The sequence below is a fragment of the Pseudomonas sp. NFR02 genome (assembly GCF_900119375.1).
GTDB lineage: Bacteria > Pseudomonadota > Gammaproteobacteria > Pseudomonadales > Pseudomonadaceae > Aquipseudomonas > Aquipseudomonas paracarnis.
On record NZ_FPJJ01000001.1, the window covers coordinates 147,312 to 165,679 of the forward strand.

Consider the following 18,368-nt stretch of genomic DNA (forward strand, 5'->3'; position numbering starts at 1 on the left):
TTCTGCCACACTTGCCGGCCGTGCATAAATAGATGACCGTCGAAATAGCTGATGACAGACCAAGCACCCACCTTCGACCAACTGCTCAAAGCCCTCGATCACGCCATGCTCGCCGACCGCCACCGCTTGCGCCGGCAGTTGCTTGAGCTGCGCAAGAAGCCCGATGAGGACAAGCTGGCGCAGTGGGTGGCGCGCATGCAGGCATCGTGCGCCCAGGTCACGGCGCGGCGCGCCAGCCTGCCGGTGATTCGCTACGACGACAGCCTGCCGATTGCTGCCAAGCGCGATGAGATCAAAGACGCGCTGAACAAGCACCAGGTGCTGATCATTGCTGGCGAGACCGGCTCGGGTAAAACCACGCAGTTGCCGAAAATCTGCCTGGAAATCGGTCGCGGCCAGTACGGTCTGATCGGCCACACCCAGCCACGCCGGATCGCAGCGCGCAGTGTCGCCAGCCGTGTCGCTGAAGAGCTGGCCACGCCATTGGGTGCGCTGGTCGGTTACCAAGTGCGCTTCGAAGACCAGAGTGACTCCAACACCCTGATCAAGCTGATGACCGACGGCATCCTGCTGGCCGAAACCCAGAACGACCGCTACCTCGAGCGCTACGACACGATCATCGTCGACGAAGCCCACGAACGCAGCCTGAACATCGACTTCCTGCTCGGCTACCTCAAGACCCTGTTGCCGCGCCGCCCCGACCTGAAGGTTATCATCACCTCGGCGACCATCGACCTGGAGCGCTTTTCCAAGCACTTCGACGATGCGCCAATAGTCGAGGTGTCGGGCCGTACCTTCCCGGTGGACACCTGGTATCGCCCCCTCACCCTGGAACAGGACGAGGAGGGCAACCGCGTCGAGGACGACCTGACCGTCGACCAGGCGATCCTCGCCACCCTCGATGAAATCGCCGCCTATGAGCGCAGCGAGCGACGCAGCCCCGGCGATGTGCTGGTGTTTCTGCCCGGCGAGCGCGAGATTCGTGATGCGGCCGACATGCTGCGCAAGGCCCAGCTCAAACACACCGAGATTTTGCCGTTGTACGCACGGCTGTCACCGGCCGAGCAACAGCGCATTTTCCAGTCCCACCCAGGCCGGCGCGTGGTACTGGCGACCAACGTTGCGGAAACCTCGCTGACGGTGCCGGGCATTCGCTATGTGATCGACAGCGGCACGGCACGCATCAGCCGCTACAGCTACCGCGCCAAGGTGCAGCGCCTGCCCATCGAGGCGATTTCCCAGGCCAGCGCCAACCAGCGTAAAGGCCGTTGCGGCCGGGTTGAACCGGGTATTTGCGTGCGCTTGTACAGCGAAGAAGATTTTATCGGGCGCCCGGAATTTACCGACCCGGAAATTCTGCGCACCAACCTCGCGGCCGTGATCCTGCAGATGCTGCACCTGCGCCTGGGCGAGATCACCGATTTCCCGTTTATCGAACCGCCGGATGGCAAGGCCATCAGCGACGGTTTCAACCTGCTGCAAGAACTCTCGGCGGTCGACCGCAACAGCCAGCTCACGCCGTTGGGCCGCCAGCTCGCCCGCTTGCCGGTGGACCCGCGCATGGGCCGCATGTTGCTGGAAGCGGCCAAGCTCGGCAGTTTGCAGGAAGTGTTGATCGTCGCCAGCGCCATGTCGATCCAGGACCCGCGCGAGCGCCCACCAGAGCGTCAACAAGCGGCCGACCAAGCCCACGCACAGTGGAAAGACCCGGATTCGGACTTCGCCGGGTTGGTCAACCTGTGGCGCGGTTTCGAGGAGCAGCGCCAGGAACTGACCGCCAGCCCGTTGCGCAACTGGTGCCGCAAAAACTTCCTCAATTACTTGCGCCTGCGCGAGTGGCGCGACTCCCATCGTCAATTGAGCCTGATCTGCCGCGACATGCAGCTGAGCCTCAACAAAGAGCCCGCCGACTATCCGAAGCTGCATAAAGCGGTACTGTCCGGCCTGCTCAGCCAGATCGGCCAGAAGACCGAAGACGGCGATTACCTCGGGGCGCGCCAGCGTCGCTTCTGGATTCACCCGTCGTCGGGCATCGGCAAGAAGCGCCCGCAATGGCTGATGACCGCCGAACTGGTGGAAACCACCAAGCTCTATGCACGCATGGTGGCGAAGATCGATGCCGACTGGATCGAGCCGCTGGCGGGGCATCTGATCAAGAAAAACCACTTCGAACCCCATTGGGAGAAGAAGCGTGGCCAGGTGGTGGCCTTTGAGCAGATCACCCTGTTCGGGCTGATCGTGGTCGGGCGCCGGCCGGTGCATTACGGGCCGATTGACCCGGTGGTGTCCCGTGAGTTGTTTATCCGTGAAGGCCTGGTGCGCGGCGAGATTCAGTCCCGGGCCAAGTGCCTGACGGCCAACCAGAAACTGCTGGAGCAACTCGACGAGCTGGAAGCCAAGGCCCGCCGTCGCGACATCCTGGCCGACGAAGAAACCCTGTACGCCTTCTACGATGCGCGCCTGCCCGCAGAGATTCACCAGACCGCCACCTTTGACAGTTGGTACAAGGTCAACAGCCAGAAAGACCCGCAACTGCTGATCATGCGTGAAGAAGACGTACTGGCCCGCGAGGCCAGTGAAGTCACCGCCGCGCATTACCCGGACACCTTGCACCTGGGCGACCTGGCCCTGGCCTTGAGTTACCACTTCGAACCCAACCACCCCCGTGACGGCGTGACCCTGCGGGTGCCGGCGCCGTTGTTGCCGGCGTTGCCAGCCGAGCGCCTGGAGTGGCTGGTGCCGGGGTTGATCGAAGCCAAGTGCATCGCCCTGGTGCGCAACTTGCCCAAGGCGCTGCGCAAAAACTTCGTGCCGGTGCCGGACTTCGTCAAGGCTGCGCTGCAACGTATCGAATTCGGCCAGGGCTCGCTGCCCCAGGCGCTGGGGCGTGAATTGCTGCGCATGACCGGTGCGCGGGTCAGCGATGAGGCGTGGGCCGAGGCGGCGAAACAGGTGGAAAACCACCTGAAGATGAACCTGGAAGTGGTCGACGGCCAGGGCAAGTTCCTCGGCGAAGGCCGTGACTTGGCCGAGCTCACCGCACGGTTCGCCGAAGCCAGCCAGGCGGCCTTGGCCGTGCCGCAAACCGCGAAAAGCCAGCAGCCGGTAGAGGCCAAGGTGTTTGCGGCGGTGGCGCAAAAGACCCAGCAGAACATCGCCGGCCTGTCGATGACGGTGTATCCGGCACTGGTGGAAGAGAACGGCACGGTCAAGGAGGGGCGCTTCTCCACCGCTGCCGAAGCCGAGTTCCAGCACCGTCGCGCCTTGCAGCGCCTGCTGATGCAGCAATTGGCGGAGCCGGCGAAATTCCTGCGCGGCAAATTGCCGGGCCTGACCGAACTGGGCTTGATGTACCGTGAACTGGGGCGAATCGACGCGCTGGTGGAAGACATCCTGCTGGCCAGCCTCGATACCTGTGTACTTGAAGGCGAAGCCAGCCTGCCACGCGATGGCGCGGGCCTGGCGGCCTTGGCTGAACGCAAGCGCGGCAGTTGGACTGAGCACGCCGAACGCCTGGCGCGCCTGACCCTGGAAGTGCTGAAACTCTGGCACGGCCTGCAAAAACGCTTCAAGGGCAAGATCGACCTGGCCCAGGCCGTGGCCTTGAACGATATCAAGCAGCAACTGAGCAACCTGGTGTATCCAGGTTTTGTGCGGGAAACCCCGGCCCAGTGGTTCAAGGAGCTGCCGCGTTTCCTCAAGGCTATCGAACTGCGTCTGGAAAAACTGCCGAGCCAGGTGCAAAAGGACCGCGTGTGGAGCAGCGAATTGGGCGGCCTGTGGGCGCAGTACCAGAACCGCGTGAACAAACATACCCAGGAAGGCAAGCGCGACCCGCAGTTGGAGCTGTACCGCTGGTGGCTGGAGGAGTACCGGGTGTCGCTGTTTGCCCAGCAGTTGGGTACCAAAGTGCCGATTTCCGATAAACGCCTGAGCAAGCAGTGGAGCCAGGTAGAGCCCTGAAGCCCTTGCCGCAAGGTGTTTGTTTGGCCTATAGCGCCAAATCCCCGGTGTTGTGGCAAACTTCGCGGTCACAAGATTGAATAAAAGCATTGCCAGTTTGATGCCCGCTGGATGACATCAAACGACTTTAATTTTGGTACGACGGTACCAATATCTTCTGCCTGACAGATTTAGAGGAACGACCGTGCATAACGTCGTCATCAGCGGCACTGGCCTGTACACCCCGGCCAACAGCATTTCCAACGAAGAGCTGGTGCAGTCTTTCAATGCCTACGTACAACAGTTCAACGCCGACAACGCCGCCGCTATCGAACGTGGCGATGTGCAGGCGCTGACCGAGTCGAGCGCGGCATTCATCGAAAAGGCATCCGGCATCAAGAGCCGTTTTGTGATGGACAAGGACGGCATCCTCGATCCACAGCGCATGGCTCCGCGCCTGCCCGAGCGCAGCAACGACGAATGGTCGGTGCTTTGCCAGATGGCCATCGGTGCCGCCGAACAAGCCCTGCAGCGCGCCGGCAAGACCGCCGCCGACATCGACGGCGTGATTGTCGCCTGCTCCAACCTGCAACGCGCCTACCCGGCGATCGCCATTGAAGTCCAGGAAGCCTTGGGTATCCAGGGTTTCGGTTTCGACATGAACGTGGCGTGTTCCTCGGCCACCTTCGGCATCCAGAACGCGGCCAACAGCATCCAGTTGGGCCAGGCCCGGGCGATCCTGATGGTCAACCCGGAAGTCTGCACCGGCCACCTGAACTTTCGTGACCGTGACAGCCACTTCATCTTCGGTGATGCCGCCACGGCGGTGATCCTGGAGCGTGCTGACCTGGCGACGTCCGAACATCAGTTCGACGTGGTGAGTACCAAGCTGCTGACCAAGTTCTCCAACAACATCCGCAACAACTTTGGCTTCCTCAATCGCACGGCGGAAGAGGGCATCGGCGCCCCCGACAAGCTGTTCGTGCAGGAAGGCCGCAAGGTGTTCCGTGATGTCTGCCCGATGGTGGCCGAATTGATCGGCGAGCACCTGGCAGAAAACCAGCTGAGTGTTACTGATGTGAAGCGTTTCTGGCTGCACCAGGCCAACCTGAGCATGAACCATCTGATCGTGAAGAAACTGCTGGGGCGCGACGCGTCAGTAGAAGAAGCACCGGTGATCCTCGATACTTACGCCAATACCAGCTCGGCCGGCTCGGTGATTGCGTTCCACACTTATCAGGATGACCTGCCCAAGGGCGCGGTTGCCGTACTCAGCTCCTTTGGCGCCGGGTATTCGATTGGCAGTGTGATCCTGCGCAAACGCTGAGTATGTGGCCGGACGCGGTCAACTGTGGGAGCTGGCTTGCCTGCGAAGGCATCGGCTCGGTGTGCCTGAATCACCGAGTTGTCTGGATCGCAGGCAAGCCAGCTCCCACATTGAGCGTATTTCCACGGCAAGATTGAGGTAAACGATGGCCGCAGCGGACGATGCGCACCTGCTTGAACGCCTGCTCAAGGGTGAGCAGCGGGCTTATAAGGATTTGGTCAACACGTACCAGAGTGCGATGCGGGCAGTGGCGTATGCCATCGTCGGCCAGCGCCATGCCGATGAGGTGGTGCAAGATGCCTGGCTCTCGGTGGTGCGCAACCTGGCCAAGTTCGAAGGGCGATCTAGCCTCAAGACATGGTTATTGACGATCACTGCCAATTCCGCAAAGAGCCGTTACAAACAAAATCGTCGGGAAGTCCTTCTCGACGATTTACCCTCGCCTCACGGCACTATCGGCGATGACCGCTTCAGCCCGGATGATGGCCATTGGGCTGTCGCCCCTTACGCTTGGCACCAGGACACCCCGGAAGCGCTGCTGACCGAAGATGAATTGCGCAAGTGCCTGGAGCATACGATTCTGAGTTTGTCCGAATTGCAAAGCAGTGTGCTGGTACTGCGTGAACGCCAGGGCCTGGAATTGGAAGAAATCTGTAATCTTCTGACCCTTTCACTCTCCAACGTCCGTGTGCTGTTGCATCGAGCGCGGCTTAAAGTCTTCGCCACGGTGGAGCATTTTGAGGAAACGGGTGAATGTTGACCTGTAAAGAACAAGTAGCGCGTTCCAGTGACTACCTCGATGGGCAATTGACCTTTCGGGAGCGTCTGCTGGTGCGTCATCACTTGATGTTCTGCCCGAACTGCCGGCGCTTTATCCGTCAGATGCGCCTGATGCAGGCAACGCTCAAGCGTATGCCGCAGGAGCCGGTGGAGGGTGTGGATGCGCTGGCTGAACAACTGGCGGCCGAGCGGCGTAAAGACATCATGTAGGAGCGAGCTTGCTCGCGAAGAACGTCAACGATAACGCGGGTATCCTGGAGAACCGCGTTGCCTGTGGGTTCTTCGCGAGCAAGCTCGCTCCTACATGTTAAGCGTTAGAACTTGGCTTCAGCATCCAACTGCAAGGTGTTGGTGTCGGCATCGCGCTGGGTCCGGCTGGCAAAGTCAGCCTTGGTCAGGAAGTAGGTGGCGCCGATGGCGAAGTTCTTGTCGATGTCGTAGCTGACTTTCATCTTGTGACCGCGCGAGCCGGTGGTGCCGTTGGCGAAGTCCGAATCGGTGAAGGCGCCGACGACGGCATTACGTTGAACGTCGCGGTAGTTGTAGTCCAGGTTCAAACCGAACACCTTGGACTTGGCACCCAGCAACCAGGCGGTGTCCTGGTCGGTCACCGCATCGTTGTTTTTTACGTACTGGCCGTAGAACGACAGCGGCACGGCCAGGCCACCGATGTCTGCTTGCGCAAAGCCTTCGTACAAGCGGAATTCATTGTTGGCCGAGTTGCCGTTGACCGCCAATGCGCAAGGCGTGGTGGTGGTTGTGCAGCGGCTGTCTTCGTCGTTCTTGTAGGCGTAGATGCTGCCGCCCAAGGTCATTTTCAGGTTGTCGGTGACCGAGAAACGCGTACCCAACTGGCCGGACGTCAGGCGCAGGTCATGGCGAAATTGCACGCCGTCACCGTCGACGTTGTCCTTGAGGTTGTAGTTACCCAGGCTACCGAACAGCTCCGCGCTGCTACCCAGTGGGTATTTGTAGGTGACGGCCAGGCCTTCAGGGTTGATGTCGCTATCCCAGATCACATCGCCCATGTTCACCCACGGCTGCAGCATCTTGCCGCCGATCACGTGCAGGTTCTTGATCTGGTCCGGGTGGTAGTCGATGTAGCCGAGGTCCAGCCAGATCGACTTCTTATCGAAGTAGCCATCCTGGTCCTGGTTGGTGGAGCGTGCATCATCGCCGCCGCCGGTGGCGATACGGATACCGGTGTCCACCTGCGGGTTGATTTCGGTGTAGGCACCCAGGCGGGCACGAATGCGTTGACGGTCCTTGTCACGCCCACCGTTGTTGGGTTCGCCGTCGATCTTTATGGTTTCCTGGCGGAAGCGCACGTCACCCTTGAACTGGGTCTTGGCTGCCCAAGCCAATTTCTGGTCGAAGCTGCTCAGCTCGTTGGTTTTTTTCGCGGTGGCCGCGATCTGCTCGTTGGTCTCTTGTTGAGCCTGGCGTGCGATCTGCTGCTCTTTCTGATCCCTGGCCAGTTCCATTTGCAGTTCGGTGTACTGCGCCGCGGTGATCTGGCCGTTGGCCTTGAGCATGTCGAGCAATTTAGCGTCGACTGCAGCGCTGGCCGGAACGCTCAGTGCCAGCAACAGGCCGCCACACAGGACCGCCGCAGTTTTAGTGGAAGCAAGACGCATATCAATCTCCGAAAGTGAGGAGGGAGGGCAACACCCTCCAGGACACAACCGACCCATGACGGACGGAAAAAATGTCGCCCGGTAGACCCGGACGCTCTAAAAACTGGCGTCAGTATCGCGACCGTTTATGACGGAGTAGTGGCTAAGTGATTTCATCTAGATGACAAATCGTTACGCTACGGAACTAAGGGTTTTGAGCCCTGTCCGCGTGTTTTGAGGATGTGCGCGCGGCTGTGATCGGCGATACTCGCCAGGTTTTCATGCCAAGAAACAATGAGGATGCCGATGCCGCTGCAACGCCTGGACAGCTTGTCCGATATCGCTGCGCACACGTGGGATGCCCTGATGCCACAGGCTCAGCCGTTTATGCAGCATGGGTTTCTGAGTGCGCTGGAAGACAGCGCCAGCATCGGCCCGCATTCGGGCTGGCAGACGGAGCACTTGCTGCACTGGGAAGGCGACCGGTTGATGGCGGCATTGCCGGGTTATCGCAAATGGCATTCTTATGGCGAGTACGTGTTCGATCACGGGTGGGCCGACGCCTGCGAGCGCGCCGGCATCGACTATTACCCCAAGTTGCTGACGGCCGTGCCGTTCAGCCCGGTCGGTGGGCCGCGGGTATTGGCTGCCAGTGCCGCCGACGCTTTTGAGTTGCTCAATAGCCTGCCGGGTTATCTGCAGATCGAAGGCCTGTCGAGCGCCCATATCAACTTTACCGATGCCCTCGCCGATCAAGCCATGGCCCAACACCCCGGCTGGTTGCAACGCTTGGGTTGCCAGTTTCATTGGCAAAACCGAGGCTACCGCGACTTCCAGGATTTCCTCGACGCCCTGAGTTCACGCAAGCGCAAACAGATGCGCAAAGAACGTGAACAAGTGGCAGGGCAGGGTATCGAGTTCGAGTGGTTGCAAGGCCATGAGCTGAGCGAAGCCCAGTGGGATTTTGTCTATGCCTGCTACGCCAACACCTACGCGGTGCGCCGGCAATCGCCCTACCTGACCCGCGCATTTTTCAGCCTGCTGGCTGAGCGCATGCCCGCAGCCATCCGCGTAGTCTTGGCCAAACAAGGCACGCGCCCGGTGGCCATGGCCTTCAGCCTGCTTGGCGGCGACAGCTTCTATGGCCGCTACTGGGGCTGCCTGGCGGAATTCGACCGCCTGCATTTCGAGACCTGTTTCTACCAAGGCATGGACTACGCCATCGCCCACGGCCTGCAACGCTTCGATGCGGGTGCCCAGGGGGAGCACAAATTGATTCGCGGGTTTGAGCCGGTGATTACGCGGTCATGGCACTACCTGCGCCACCCGGGGTTGAAGAACGCTGTGGAAGATTTTCTTGAGCGCGAACGGGTGGGGGTTCTGGCGTATGCCGAAGAAGCGAGGGCGGCCCTGCCTTATCGGCACTCTGACGGCACGTGAAACACCCTGTAGGAGCGAGCTTGCTCGCGAAGAACGTGCAGACGACGCGGGTTTACAGCTGTAAGCACTGCGTCATCGTTGGCGTTTTTCGCGAGCAAGCTCGCTCCTACAGGGATTGGGTCAAGCTGTTTTTTCTGCACCCAACCATCGGTACGTAATGCCGCCGATCACCGCGCCGAGGATCGGCGCGAGCCAGAACAGCCACAGTTGCTGCAGCGCCCAGCCGCCGACAATCAACGCAGGCCCTGTGCTGCGGGCCGGGTTGACCGAGGTGTTGGTCACCGGGATGGAGATCAGGTGGATCAGCGTCAGCCCCAGGCCAATGGCGATGGGCGCGAAGCCTGCCGGGGCTCGACGGTCGGTGGCGCCAAGGATGATCAGCACGAACATCGCCGTCATCACCAGCTCACAGACAAAGCCTGCCGCCATTGAATAACCACCGGGTGAATGTTCGCCATAACCATTGCTTGCCAGCCCGGACGCTAGCTCGAACCCAGGCTTGCCGCTGGCGATGAAGTACAGCAGTGCGGCGGCGATGGCGCCACCGATCACTTGCGACACGATGTAGGCCGGCAACTCCCTGGCCGGGAATCTGCCGCCCACCACCAACCCCACCGAGACGGCCGGGTTAAGGTGGCAGCCGCTGATATGCCCGATGGCAAATGCCATGGTCAGCACCGTGAGCCCAAAAGCCAGGGACACACCAAGCAGGCCGATGCCGACGTTTGGGAACGCTGCGGCCAACACCGCACTCCCGCAGCCACCCAACACCAGCCAAAACGTACCCAGTCCTTCCGTTACGGAACGTTTGAACAGTGACATGAACACTTCCTTAGATTGCTCTATCTGATTAACGGTCTGTGTGGCTTCCCTGCCGCCTTAAATCAGGGCCCTCCTGGGGCCTGATTGCAGTACAGCAGGATTGTGTCGCAAGACCAGCCAGATAGAGAAAGCTGTCAGAATTGTTCGGAATTGAGCGGGGCGTTACCCAGCGAAATCAGTCTATGCCGACAAAACCCCCGGTCTGATGCTGCCATAACCGCGAATAAAGCCCGCCGTATGCCAGCAACTCGGAATGGCTGCCGCTCTCGGCGATCTGGCCTTTTTCCAGCACCACCAGGCGGTCCATTCGTGCGATGGTCGACAACCGGTGTGCAATCGCAATCACCGTCTTGCCCTGCATCAGGGTTTCCAGGCTCTCCTGGATCGCCGCTTCCACTTCCGAGTCCAGCGCAGAGGTGGCTTCGTCCATGATCAGGATCGGCGCGTCCTTGAGCAGCACGCGTGCGATAGCGATACGCTGGCGTTGCCCGCCGGAGAGTTTCACGCCGCGCTCACCCACATGGGCATCCAGCCCGGTGCGGCCCTCGGAATCCGACAGCAGTGGGATGAACTCATCGGCGCGGGCCTTGTGCACCGCCGCCCAGAGTTCCTCGTCAGTCGCGTCGGGCTTGCCATACAGCAGGTTGTCGCGGATCGAGCGGTGCAGCAACGAGGTGTCTTGGGTAATCATGCCGATTTGCGCGCGCAGGCTTTCCTGGGCGACCTCGGCAATGTCCTGGCCGTCGATGAGGATGCGCCCGCCCTGCAGGTCGTACAGGCGCAGCAGCAGGTTGACCAGCGTCGACTTGCCCGCGCCGGACGGGCCGATCAAGCCGATTTTTTCCCCGGCCTTGATCTCAAGGTTGAGGCCGCCAATGATTCCGCTCTTCTTGCCGTAGTGGAAGTCCACCTGCTCGAAGCGTACCTGGCCGTGGGGCACCGTCAGGCGCGGAGCGTTTTCACGATCGACCACGGCCAGTGGCTGGGCGATGGTCTTCAGGCCGTCCTGCACGATACCGATGTTTTCGAAGATGCCGTTGACCACCCACATGATCCAGCCGGACATGTTGACGATGCGGATCACCAGGCCTGTGGCCAGGGCAATCGCGCCCACGGAAATCAGCGACTGTGTCCACAGCCACAGGGCCAGGCCGGTGGTGGTGACGATCAGCAGGCCGTTCAGAATACAGATTACGGTGTCCATGCTGGTGAGCACGCGGGCGGCCAGTTGGGTTTTTTCGGTCTGCTCGATGATCGCTTGCTTGGCGTATTCCTGTTCATTCTGGGTATGGGCGAACAGCTTCAAGGTGGTGATATTGGTATAGCCGTCAACAATTCGGCCCATCAACTTGGAGCGCGCCTCCGAGGAGACCACCGAGCGTTCTTTCACGCGAGGCACGAAGTAACGCAGGGCCAGGCTGTAGCAAACGATCCAGGTGATCAGCGGAATCATCAGCCGCCAGTCGGCCTCGGCAAACAACACCAGGGCACTGATGGCGTAGATCGACACGTGCCAGATAGCTTCTGCGGTCGCCACCGCCGAGTCACGCAAGGAGTTGCCGGTTTGCATGATCCGCTGGGCGATGCGCCCGGCAAAGTCGTTCTGGAAGAAATTCAGGCTCTGCTTGAGCACGTAGCTGTGGTTCTGCCAGCGAATCAGGCTGGTCATGCCGGGGTTGATGGTCTGGTGCACCAGCAAGTCATGCAGGCCGTTAAAGAGCGGGCGCAACAACAGAGCCACCACGGCCATCCAGATCAGCTCGGCGCTGTGGATCTGGAAGAAATTCGCCGGTGGCGTGCCCTGGGCCAGGTCGATGATGCGGCTCAGGTAGCTGAACAACGCGACTTCGATCAGGGCGCCGACCAGTCCCACCACCAGCAGCGCGGCGAAGCACGGCCACACCTGGCGCAGGTAATAGAGATAGAACGGCAGGACTTTTTCGGGAGGGGCCGCGCTGGGGGCGTCGCGGAAAATATCGATTAGCTGTTCAAAACGACGATAGAGCATTAGGTTTGACGCCCGCCGGGCGGGCTCTCCTTTCAAAGGTGCACGGTGCCATGCGGGCACCGTGCAAAGCTGCCTGCGGACCTCAGTCGATGCGCTTGGCCGACTTGATGATCACAGGATCGATAGGCACGTTCTGCATGCCTTGCTTGGTGGTGGTCTGGGAGTTGACGATGATGTCGACCACGTCCATGCCCTTGACCACTTTGGCGAACACGGCATAACCGGCATCGCGGCCCGGATCGAGGAAGGCATTGTCGGCCACGTTGATGAAGAATTGGCTGGTGGCCGAGTTCGGGTCATTGGTGCGAGCCATGGACAAGGTGCCACGCACGTTATGCAGGCCATTGCTGGCTTCGTTCTTGATCGGTGCTTCGGTCGGCTTTTGTGACATTTGCTGGGTGAATCCGCCGCCCTGGACCATGAAGCCCGGGATCACGCGGTGAAAGATCGTATTGGTGTAGAAGCCCTTGTCGACATAGGCCAGGAAGTTCTTGGTGCTGATCGGCGCCTTGACCGGGTCCAGTTCGATTTCAATCTGGCCGTTGGTGGTGTCGAGCAAAACATGTGGCGCCTTGGCCGGCTCAGCTGCCATCAGGTTGGCAGCAAACAAGGCGGAACCGGCAAAGAAGGCGATTTTTTTCAGCATGGGTCAGTGATCCTGGGTAGTGGTTTCGACGGTCTTTAGAAAGTCGAGCAAGGTCGCGTTAAAGACCTCGGGTTGATCCAAGGGCGTGGCATGGCGGGAATCTTCGATGACCACCAGCCGCGCATCGGGCAGCAGTTTTACATAGATTTCTTTCTGCGCCACGGGGGTGTAGTCATGGTCGGCGCTGATGACCAGGGTTGGACAGGTAATTCTCGACAGTTGTTCCTGCACGCCCCAGCCCACAATGGCGTCGAAGCTGGCGAGATAAGCACGTTTGTCGTTTCTTGCCCAGCGCTCGGCCATCTTGCGGCGCAGGTCGGCCTGCTCAGGTTTGGGGAACAGCCGATCGCCCAGGGCCTTGCCGATGGTGCCCAGGCTGAGCACACGGGCCAGGGTCCAGCGTTTGGCCCACTGCCAATAGTCATCGGCACTGCGCACCTTGACCTCAGGCGTGCTGTTGACGATGCACAGGCTCTTGACCCGCCGGGGTTCATCCACCGCCAGTTGGAAGGCGATCATGCCGCCCATGGATAAACCCACCACGTGGGCCGCTGGCAGGTCGAGGTGTTCGATCAGCGCGATCAGGTCGAAGGTAAACCCCTTGATGCTGTAGCGCTCCCGGGGTTTGTCCGAGCGACCATGGCCGCGCACGTCAACCACGATAAGGTGATAGTGTCGGGCGAGTACCGGTACTTGCAGTTCCCAATCCTGGCTGCTGGAGCCCAGGCCGTGGATCAGGATCAGCGGGTTGCCATGGCCATATTCTTCGTAATGCAGGCTGCAGCCTTCATGGTCGAACCAGGCCATGGATGAACTCCGTTTCAGGCTTGTTGGGGGGCGGCGAAGGGCGCGTCCAGGGGAGCGGTGTCAAAGGTGCGCAGCAATTCCACGAGGATCTGCGTGGCGGGCCCCAAGGGTTTGTCTTTGTTGGAGTACAGGTAAAACGTCGGGTTGCGACTGCCACCTTTTTCCAGGGGAAGCTGCTTGAGCACGCCCTCCTTGAGTTCGCGCTCGATCATGTGCCGGGGCAGCCAGGCAAAGCCCAGGCCGCTGGCGACGAAGGTGGCCGCGGTAGCGAGGCTGCCGACGGTCCAGCGCTGTTCGGCGCCGAGCCAGCCGACGTCGCGCGGTTGTTGGCGGCCGGAGTCACGGATCACCACCTGCATCTGGCTCTCCAGGTCGTGGAAACTCAGCTCACGGTTGAGGCGATGCAGCGAGTGATCGGGGTGGGCCACGGCGACGAACTCCACATCGCTCATTTCCGTGCCCAGGTAGCCCGGGATGATAAAACCGCAAATGGCCAGGTCCGCCATGCCGTCGAGCAGCAACTCTTCGACGCCGGACAGTACTTCTTCGCGCAGGCGCACCCGGCAGCCACGGCTTTGCGGCATAAAGGCGGTTAATGCGCGAACGAGACGTGCGCTGGGGTAGGCGGCGTCCACCACCAAGCGCACTTCGGCTTCCCAGCCCTGTTCCATATGATGAGCGAGGTCCTCCAGCTGGCTGGCGTTTTTCACCAGTTGGCGGGATCGGCGCAGCAGCACCTCACCGGCCTCGGTCAGCACCGCCTTGCGCCCGTCGATACGCAGCAAGGGGACGCCGAGTTGGTCCTGCATGCGCGCCACGGTGTAGCTCACTGAAGATTGCGAACGATGCAGCGCTTCGGCGGCTTGGGCAAAGCCGCCATGGTCGACCACGGCTTGCAAGGTGCGCCATTGATCGAGGGTAACGCGGGGCGCTTTCAAGATGAGCTCCTCTTGTCCTAAGCTGGCGGTCCTTATTGGAGACTGCCGAATGAGAAAATTGTGTTGTGTGTTGCTGGCGTTGCTGCCGATGAGCGCGTTTGCCTATCCTATCGACGTGACGAAAAAGATCGATGGCGTGAGCATTGACTACACCGCCTCCGATGTGGACGGCGACATCAGTTCGATCCAGCTGAACAACTACGGCGCCCAGGACGCGGTGTGCAAGGTCACCTTTACCAACGGCCCGGAATCGCCACGCCGTCGTACCGTGACCGTGCCTGCTGGCAAAAGCACTAACACCACGGTCAAGTTCAACCGCGCCATCATCAAGATGCGTATTGCCCTGGACTGCGCGCCAAAATAAAGCAACAGCGGAGCGTGCTCACAGGAATACTCCGCTTATAAACAAATTTCTAGATGGGTTGTAGCAGTTTTTTGCGCTTTTTTATCGAATAGGCCCCGGTTAACCTTCTCTCCATCGACTTACAGCAATTACCGATGGAGCCTACGAAGCCATGTCCAATGTTCTGATCATCGAAAGCAGTGCGCGCCAGCAGGATTCCATTTCCCGCCAGCTCACCCAACAGTTCATCAGCCAATGGCAAGTCGCCCATCCGGCAGACCGCATCACCGTGCGCGACGTAGCGCTCAATCCGGTACCCCATCTGGATGCCAACCTGCTGGGCGGCTGGATGAAACCGGCGGAGCAGCGTAACGACGACGAACAGGTGTCCCTGGACCGCTCCAACGAGTTAACTGACGAACTGCTGGCCGCCGACGTGTTGGTGATGGCCGCGCCGATGTACAACTTCGCCATTCCGAGCACCCTTAAAGCCTGGCTGGATCACGTGTTGCGGGCGGGTGTGACCTTTAAATACACCGCCACCGGGCCCCAGGGTCTGTTGACCGGCAAGCGCGCTATCGTGCTCACCGCACGCGGTGGTATCCACACTGGCGCCACCTCGGATCACCAGGAACCGTACCTGCGCCAGGTCATGGCATTTATCGGCATTCATGACGTTACCTTCATTCACGCCGAAGGCGTCAACCTGGGCGGCGACTTCCAGGAGAAGGGCCTCAATCATGCCAAGGCGCAACTGGCCCAGGTGGCCTGAGGCGTTAATCGTCAGATAATCCCGTGCTGCTTATATAGCCCCACGCAAACCCTTCAAGTACGCGTATCGAACCTCCCTTTGCACTTTTGCTCCTGAGTGCTCCCGCCCGACTGCCGCTTTAGCGAGGTCGGGTTTTTTTTGCGCCGAGTTTCTTCAAAAACCAAAAAGCTTTAATGTCGCGCCCATTCGAAACGAGGCGCGCATGGGCTATCTACTGGTTGTCACCCTGATTCAGGCATTTTCCTTCAGCTTGATTGGCGAATACCTCGCCGGTCACGTCGACAGTTACTTTGCGGTGCTGGTGCGCGTGGTGCTGGCCGGGCTGATCTTTATTCCGCTGACGCGCTGGCGCTCGGTGGAGCCCGCGTTCATGCGCGGCATGTTGGTGATCGGTGCATTGCAGTTCGGCGTGACCTACGTATGTCTGTACCTGAGCTTTCGTGTGCTGACGGTGCCGGAAGTGCTGCTGTTCACCATCCTCACGCCGCTGCATGTGACCCTGATCGAGGACGCGCTTAATCGCCGCTTCAATCCCTGGGCGCTTGTGGCGGCCCTGGTGGCGGTGGGCGGTGCGGCGGTGATTCGTTTCGATCAGATCACCCCGCATTTCCTGATGGGGTTCTTGCTGCTGCAATTGGCCAATTTCACCTACGCCGCCGGGCAAGTCATGTACAAGCACCTGGTGGCGCGTTATCCCAGTGACCAGCCGCACTTCCGGCGTTTCGGTTATTTCTACCTGGGCGCCTTGATGGTGGTGTTGCCGGCGTTCCTGCTGTTCGCCAAGGCTGACTTCCTGCCGCAAGCGCCGCTGCAATGGGGCGTGCTGGTGTTCCTCGGAGTGGTCAGTACCGCGCTGGGCATGTACTGGTGGAACAAGGGCGCCTGCCTGGTCAATGGCGGCACCCTGGCGGTGATGAACAACCTGCATGTGCCGGTGGGGTTGCTGCTGAACCTGCTGATCTGGAACCAGCACGAACCTCTGGGCCGTCTGGCCCTGGGCGGTCTGGTGATTCTGGGGGCGGTGTGGATCAGCCGGCTGGGTGTGCGCCGGGCGGTGCCGTCGCCATCGTGATCACCACTTTGCCTTTGGCACGGCCTTGTTCGACGTAGTCCAGGGCCGCGGCTGTGGATTCGAAAGGGAAGGTTCGGTCGATGACCGGCCGGATAATCCCCGACTCGACCAGCGTGGTGATTTCATCCAGTTGCGCGCCACTGGCCCGCATGAAGACAAAGTCATAGCTCACGCCTTGCTTGCGCGCTTTCCTGCGGATACCGCTGCTCAACACACCCATGACCAGGCCCAATAACCAGGGCAGGTTCTGGGCGCGGGCGAAGGCGGGCGTCGGTGGGCCGGAGATGGAGATGAGCTGACCGCCGGGCTTGAGAATCTTCAGTGACTTGGCCAGCGCATCTGGGCCCAGGCTGTTCAGCACCACATCGTAATCCCGCAGCACGGTCTCGAAGGCTTGCTGTTTGTAGTCGACCACCACATCTGCGCCCAACGCTTTGACCCACTCCACATTGGCGGTGCTGGTGGTGGTCGCGACAAAAGCGCCCAAATGCTTGGCCAACTGGATGGCGATACTGCCCACCCCGCCTGAGCCCGCATGAATGAACACTTTCTGGCCTTTCTTCAGCTTCGCGGTTTCCACCAGCACCTGCCACGCCGTGAGCGCGACCAGGGGCAGGGCCGCGGCTTGCTCCATGGTGATGTTGTCGGGTTTGCGCGCCAGTGCGTCTTCGTGCACGGCAATCCGCTCGGCGAAGGTGCCGATACGTTGCTGGGGCGGGCGAGCGTAGACTTCGTCCCCCGGCTTGAAGCGTCGTACCGCCGCGCCGACGCTGAGCACCACGCCGGCCAGGTCATTGCCCAGTGTCAACGGCAACGCATAGGGCAGGATCAGTTTGAATTCGCCCTTGGCGATCTTTGCATCCAGCACATTGACGCTGCTGGCCCGCACCTGAACCAGCACGTCATGCTCACCCACAACAGGCGCGGGGGCCTCGGTGAGGCGGCCGGGCTGTTTGCCGTACCGTTCGATGGAAAATGCCTTCATGGTTCAACGCTCGTTGCTTCGGTGAGAAGGGGCAGGCGCGCAGCACGCCTGCTACCGGTTGTTCAGGCGTTGGCCAGGTAACGCTCGGCAACCTGGGACTGCTTGATCTGTGCCAGCAAGCCTTGCCGCGCAGCCTGCAACGCGTCCCAACGGGCGCCGTCCTGCAACGGCGGAATGGTCACCGGCTCGCGGCGATCAAAACCCACCAACGCCGCGTCCACCAGATCGCCCACTTCCATCACGTCCGTGAGGGTGTTGATGTCAATGCCCGCCCGCTCCCAGATCTCGGTACGCGTGGCGGCGGGCAGCACGGCTTGCACGTACACGCCTTTGGGCGCCAGCTCCAGGCTCATGCCCTGGGACAGGAACAGCACGAACGCCTTGGTCGCGCCGTATACCGTCATGCCGAATTCCGGGGCCAGGCCCACTACCGAGCCAATGTTGATGATAGCGCCGTTGCCCGCTGCCGCCAGGCGCGGGGCGATGGCACTGGCCAGGCGCACCAGTGCAGTGGTGTTGAGGGCGACCAACTGCGCGACGCTGTCGGTGGACTGTTCGATAAAACCGCCGGACTGCGCGGCGCCGGCATTGTTGACCAGGGTGCCAATGTTGGCGTCCTCGCGCAGGCGCGCTTCAACTGCTGCCAGGTCAGCGGTCTGGGTCAGGTCGGCGGGGAGGATATCAATGCTGACGGCATGCTGTTCGCGCAGTCGGGCAGCGAGCGCTTCCAGGCGCGTGATGTCACGGGCGACCAGTACGAGGTCGTGGCCGCGTGCGGCAAAGCGTTCGGCGTAGGCGGCGCCAATGCCGGTCGAAGCGCCAGTGATCAGAACGGTGTTGGAAGTACTCATGGTGTGATGCTCTGTGAGT

The 18,368-nt window shown here is 60.7% G+C and carries 16 protein-coding genes; 8 read left to right on the top strand and 8 right to left on the bottom strand.

The features are described 5' to 3' along the window. Nucleotides 1–51 precede the first annotated feature (51 nt). The 4 genes from hrpA (at nucleotide 52) to BT199_RS00695 (ending at nucleotide 6,259) form a co-directional block, all read left to right on the top strand. Nucleotides 52–3,963, top strand: a complete 3,912-nt coding sequence (gene hrpA / locus BT199_RS00675; protein WP_072433670.1) for an ATP-dependent RNA helicase HrpA — start codon at nucleotides 52–54, stop codon at nucleotides 3,961–3,963. 184 nt (nucleotides 3,964–4,147) lie between these two features. Next, on the top strand, nucleotides 4,148–5,269 hold the full coding sequence (locus tag BT199_RS00680; protein ID WP_003193141.1) for a beta-ketoacyl-ACP synthase III: 1,122 nt from the start codon (nucleotides 4,148–4,150) through the stop codon (nucleotides 5,267–5,269). Nucleotides 5,270–5,414: 145 nt separating this feature from the next. After that, entirely contained in the window at nucleotides 5,415–6,029 is a 615-nt protein-coding gene (locus BT199_RS00690; protein WP_014719433.1) for an RNA polymerase sigma factor, read from the top strand. Continuing rightward, complete coding sequence (locus tag BT199_RS00695; protein ID WP_014719432.1) at nucleotides 6,023–6,259, top strand: anti-sigma factor family protein; 237 nt, start codon at nucleotides 6,023–6,025, stop codon at nucleotides 6,257–6,259. Before BT199_RS00690 ends, BT199_RS00695 begins: the two co-directional genes overlap by 7 nt. 104 nt (nucleotides 6,260–6,363) lie before the next feature. Here BT199_RS00695 and BT199_RS00700 read toward each other — a convergent pair whose 3' ends face one another. Further along, nucleotides 6,364–7,686, bottom strand: coding sequence for a putative porin (locus BT199_RS00700; protein ID WP_003193136.1), 1,323 nt, complete (start codon nucleotides 7,684–7,686; stop codon nucleotides 6,364–6,366). Nucleotides 7,687–7,971: 285 nt separating this feature from the next. On the opposite strand from BT199_RS00700, the gene BT199_RS00705 reads away from it, so the two are divergent. Further along, complete coding sequence (locus BT199_RS00705; RefSeq protein WP_072433672.1) at nucleotides 7,972–9,105, top strand: GNAT family N-acetyltransferase; 1,134 nt, start codon at nucleotides 7,972–7,974, stop codon at nucleotides 9,103–9,105. A 120-nt stretch (nucleotides 9,106–9,225) separates the two neighbouring features. Here BT199_RS00705 and aqpZ read toward each other — a convergent pair whose 3' ends face one another. The 5 genes from aqpZ to BT199_RS00730 form a co-directional block, all read right to left on the bottom strand. After that, a complete protein-coding gene (gene aqpZ, locus BT199_RS00710; protein WP_019820470.1) occupies nucleotides 9,226–9,927 on the bottom strand; it encodes an aquaporin Z in 702 nt (233 codons plus the stop codon). A gap of 175 nt (nucleotides 9,928–10,102) precedes the next feature. Then, the gene (locus BT199_RS00715) at nucleotides 10,103–11,935 is read right to left on the bottom strand and encodes an ABC transporter ATP-binding protein (protein ID WP_003193125.1); all 1,833 of its coding nucleotides are present in this window, start codon (nucleotides 11,933–11,935) and stop codon (nucleotides 10,103–10,105) included. Between the two features lie 82 nt (nucleotides 11,936–12,017). Beyond that, nucleotides 12,018–12,581: a peptidylprolyl isomerase A gene (locus BT199_RS00720; RefSeq protein ID WP_014719428.1), complete on the bottom strand. Its 564-nt coding sequence runs from the start codon at nucleotides 12,579–12,581 to the stop codon at nucleotides 12,018–12,020. Between the two features lie 3 nt (nucleotides 12,582–12,584). Continuing rightward, nucleotides 12,585–13,388, bottom strand: coding sequence for an alpha/beta fold hydrolase (locus tag BT199_RS00725; RefSeq protein ID WP_020302664.1), 804 nt, complete (start codon nucleotides 13,386–13,388; stop codon nucleotides 12,585–12,587). Nucleotides 13,389–13,402: 14 nt separating this feature from the next. Then, entirely contained in the window at nucleotides 13,403–14,326 is a 924-nt protein-coding gene (locus tag BT199_RS00730; protein WP_014719426.1) for a PA3225 family LysR-type transcriptional regulator, read from the bottom strand. 49 nt (nucleotides 14,327–14,375) lie between these two features. Here BT199_RS00730 and BT199_RS00735 point away from each other — a divergent pair, with 49 nt between their 5' ends. The 3 genes from BT199_RS00735 (at nucleotide 14,376) to BT199_RS00745 (ending at nucleotide 16,513) form a co-directional block, all read left to right on the top strand. Beyond that, nucleotides 14,376–14,690: a 3-phosphoglycerate kinase gene (locus BT199_RS00735; protein ID WP_014719425.1), complete on the top strand. Its 315-nt coding sequence runs from the start codon at nucleotides 14,376–14,378 to the stop codon at nucleotides 14,688–14,690. A gap of 151 nt (nucleotides 14,691–14,841) precedes the next feature. Next, complete coding sequence (locus BT199_RS00740; protein ID WP_072433673.1) at nucleotides 14,842–15,441, top strand: FMN-dependent NADH-azoreductase; 600 nt, start codon at nucleotides 14,842–14,844, stop codon at nucleotides 15,439–15,441. 202 nt (nucleotides 15,442–15,643) lie between these two features. Beyond that, entirely contained in the window at nucleotides 15,644–16,513 is an 870-nt protein-coding gene (locus tag BT199_RS00745; RefSeq protein ID WP_014719423.1) for a carboxylate/amino acid/amine transporter, read from the top strand. Here BT199_RS00745 and BT199_RS00750 read toward each other — a convergent pair. Next, nucleotides 16,470–17,498 (bottom strand): NADP-dependent oxidoreductase, encoded by a 1,029-nt coding sequence (locus BT199_RS00750; RefSeq protein ID WP_072433674.1) that lies wholly within the window; start codon nucleotides 17,496–17,498, stop codon nucleotides 16,470–16,472. The two genes, BT199_RS00745 and BT199_RS00750, sit on opposite strands and share 44 nt — an antisense overlap. A 62-nt stretch (nucleotides 17,499–17,560) precedes the next feature. Next, complete coding sequence (locus BT199_RS00755) at nucleotides 17,561–18,349, bottom strand: SDR family NAD(P)-dependent oxidoreductase (RefSeq protein ID WP_014719421.1); 789 nt, start codon at nucleotides 18,347–18,349, stop codon at nucleotides 17,561–17,563. Nucleotides 18,350–18,368: the final 19 nt, after the last annotated feature.

Bases quoted from the DNA above. Each gene is read 5' to 3' on its own strand.
- BT199_RS00695 (WP_014719432.1), top strand. From the start codon at position 6,023: ATGTTGACCTGTAAAGAACAAGTAGCGCGTTCCAGTGACTACCTCGAT.
- hrpA (WP_072433670.1), top strand. From the start codon at position 52: ATGACAGACCAAGCACCCACCTTCGACCAACTGCTCAAAGCCCTCGAT.
- aqpZ (WP_019820470.1), bottom strand. From the start codon at position 9,927: ATGTCACTGTTCAAACGTTCCGTAACGGAAGGACTGGGTACGTTTTGG.
- BT199_RS00690 (WP_014719433.1), top strand. From the start codon at position 5,415: ATGGCCGCAGCGGACGATGCGCACCTGCTTGAACGCCTGCTCAAGGGT.
- BT199_RS00725 (WP_020302664.1), bottom strand. From the start codon at position 13,388: ATGGCCTGGTTCGACCATGAAGGCTGCAGCCTGCATTACGAAGAATAT.
- BT199_RS00700 (WP_003193136.1), bottom strand. From the start codon at position 7,686: ATGCGTCTTGCTTCCACTAAAACTGCGGCGGTCCTGTGTGGCGGCCTG.
- BT199_RS00735 (WP_014719425.1), top strand. From the start codon at position 14,376: ATGAGAAAATTGTGTTGTGTGTTGCTGGCGTTGCTGCCGATGAGCGCG.
- BT199_RS00715 (WP_003193125.1), bottom strand. From the start codon at position 11,935: ATGCTCTATCGTCGTTTTGAACAGCTAATCGATATTTTCCGCGACGCC.
- BT199_RS00705 (WP_072433672.1), top strand. From the start codon at position 7,972: ATGCCGCTGCAACGCCTGGACAGCTTGTCCGATATCGCTGCGCACACG.
- BT199_RS00740 (WP_072433673.1), top strand. From the start codon at position 14,842: ATGTCCAATGTTCTGATCATCGAAAGCAGTGCGCGCCAGCAGGATTCC.
- BT199_RS00755 (WP_014719421.1), bottom strand. From the start codon at position 18,349: ATGAGTACTTCCAACACCGTTCTGATCACTGGCGCTTCGACCGGCATT.
- BT199_RS00745 (WP_014719423.1), top strand. From the start codon at position 15,644: ATGGGCTATCTACTGGTTGTCACCCTGATTCAGGCATTTTCCTTCAGC.
- BT199_RS00750 (WP_072433674.1), bottom strand. From the start codon at position 17,498: ATGAAGGCATTTTCCATCGAACGGTACGGCAAACAGCCCGGCCGCCTC.
- BT199_RS00720 (WP_014719428.1), bottom strand. From the start codon at position 12,581: ATGCTGAAAAAAATCGCCTTCTTTGCCGGTTCCGCCTTGTTTGCTGCC.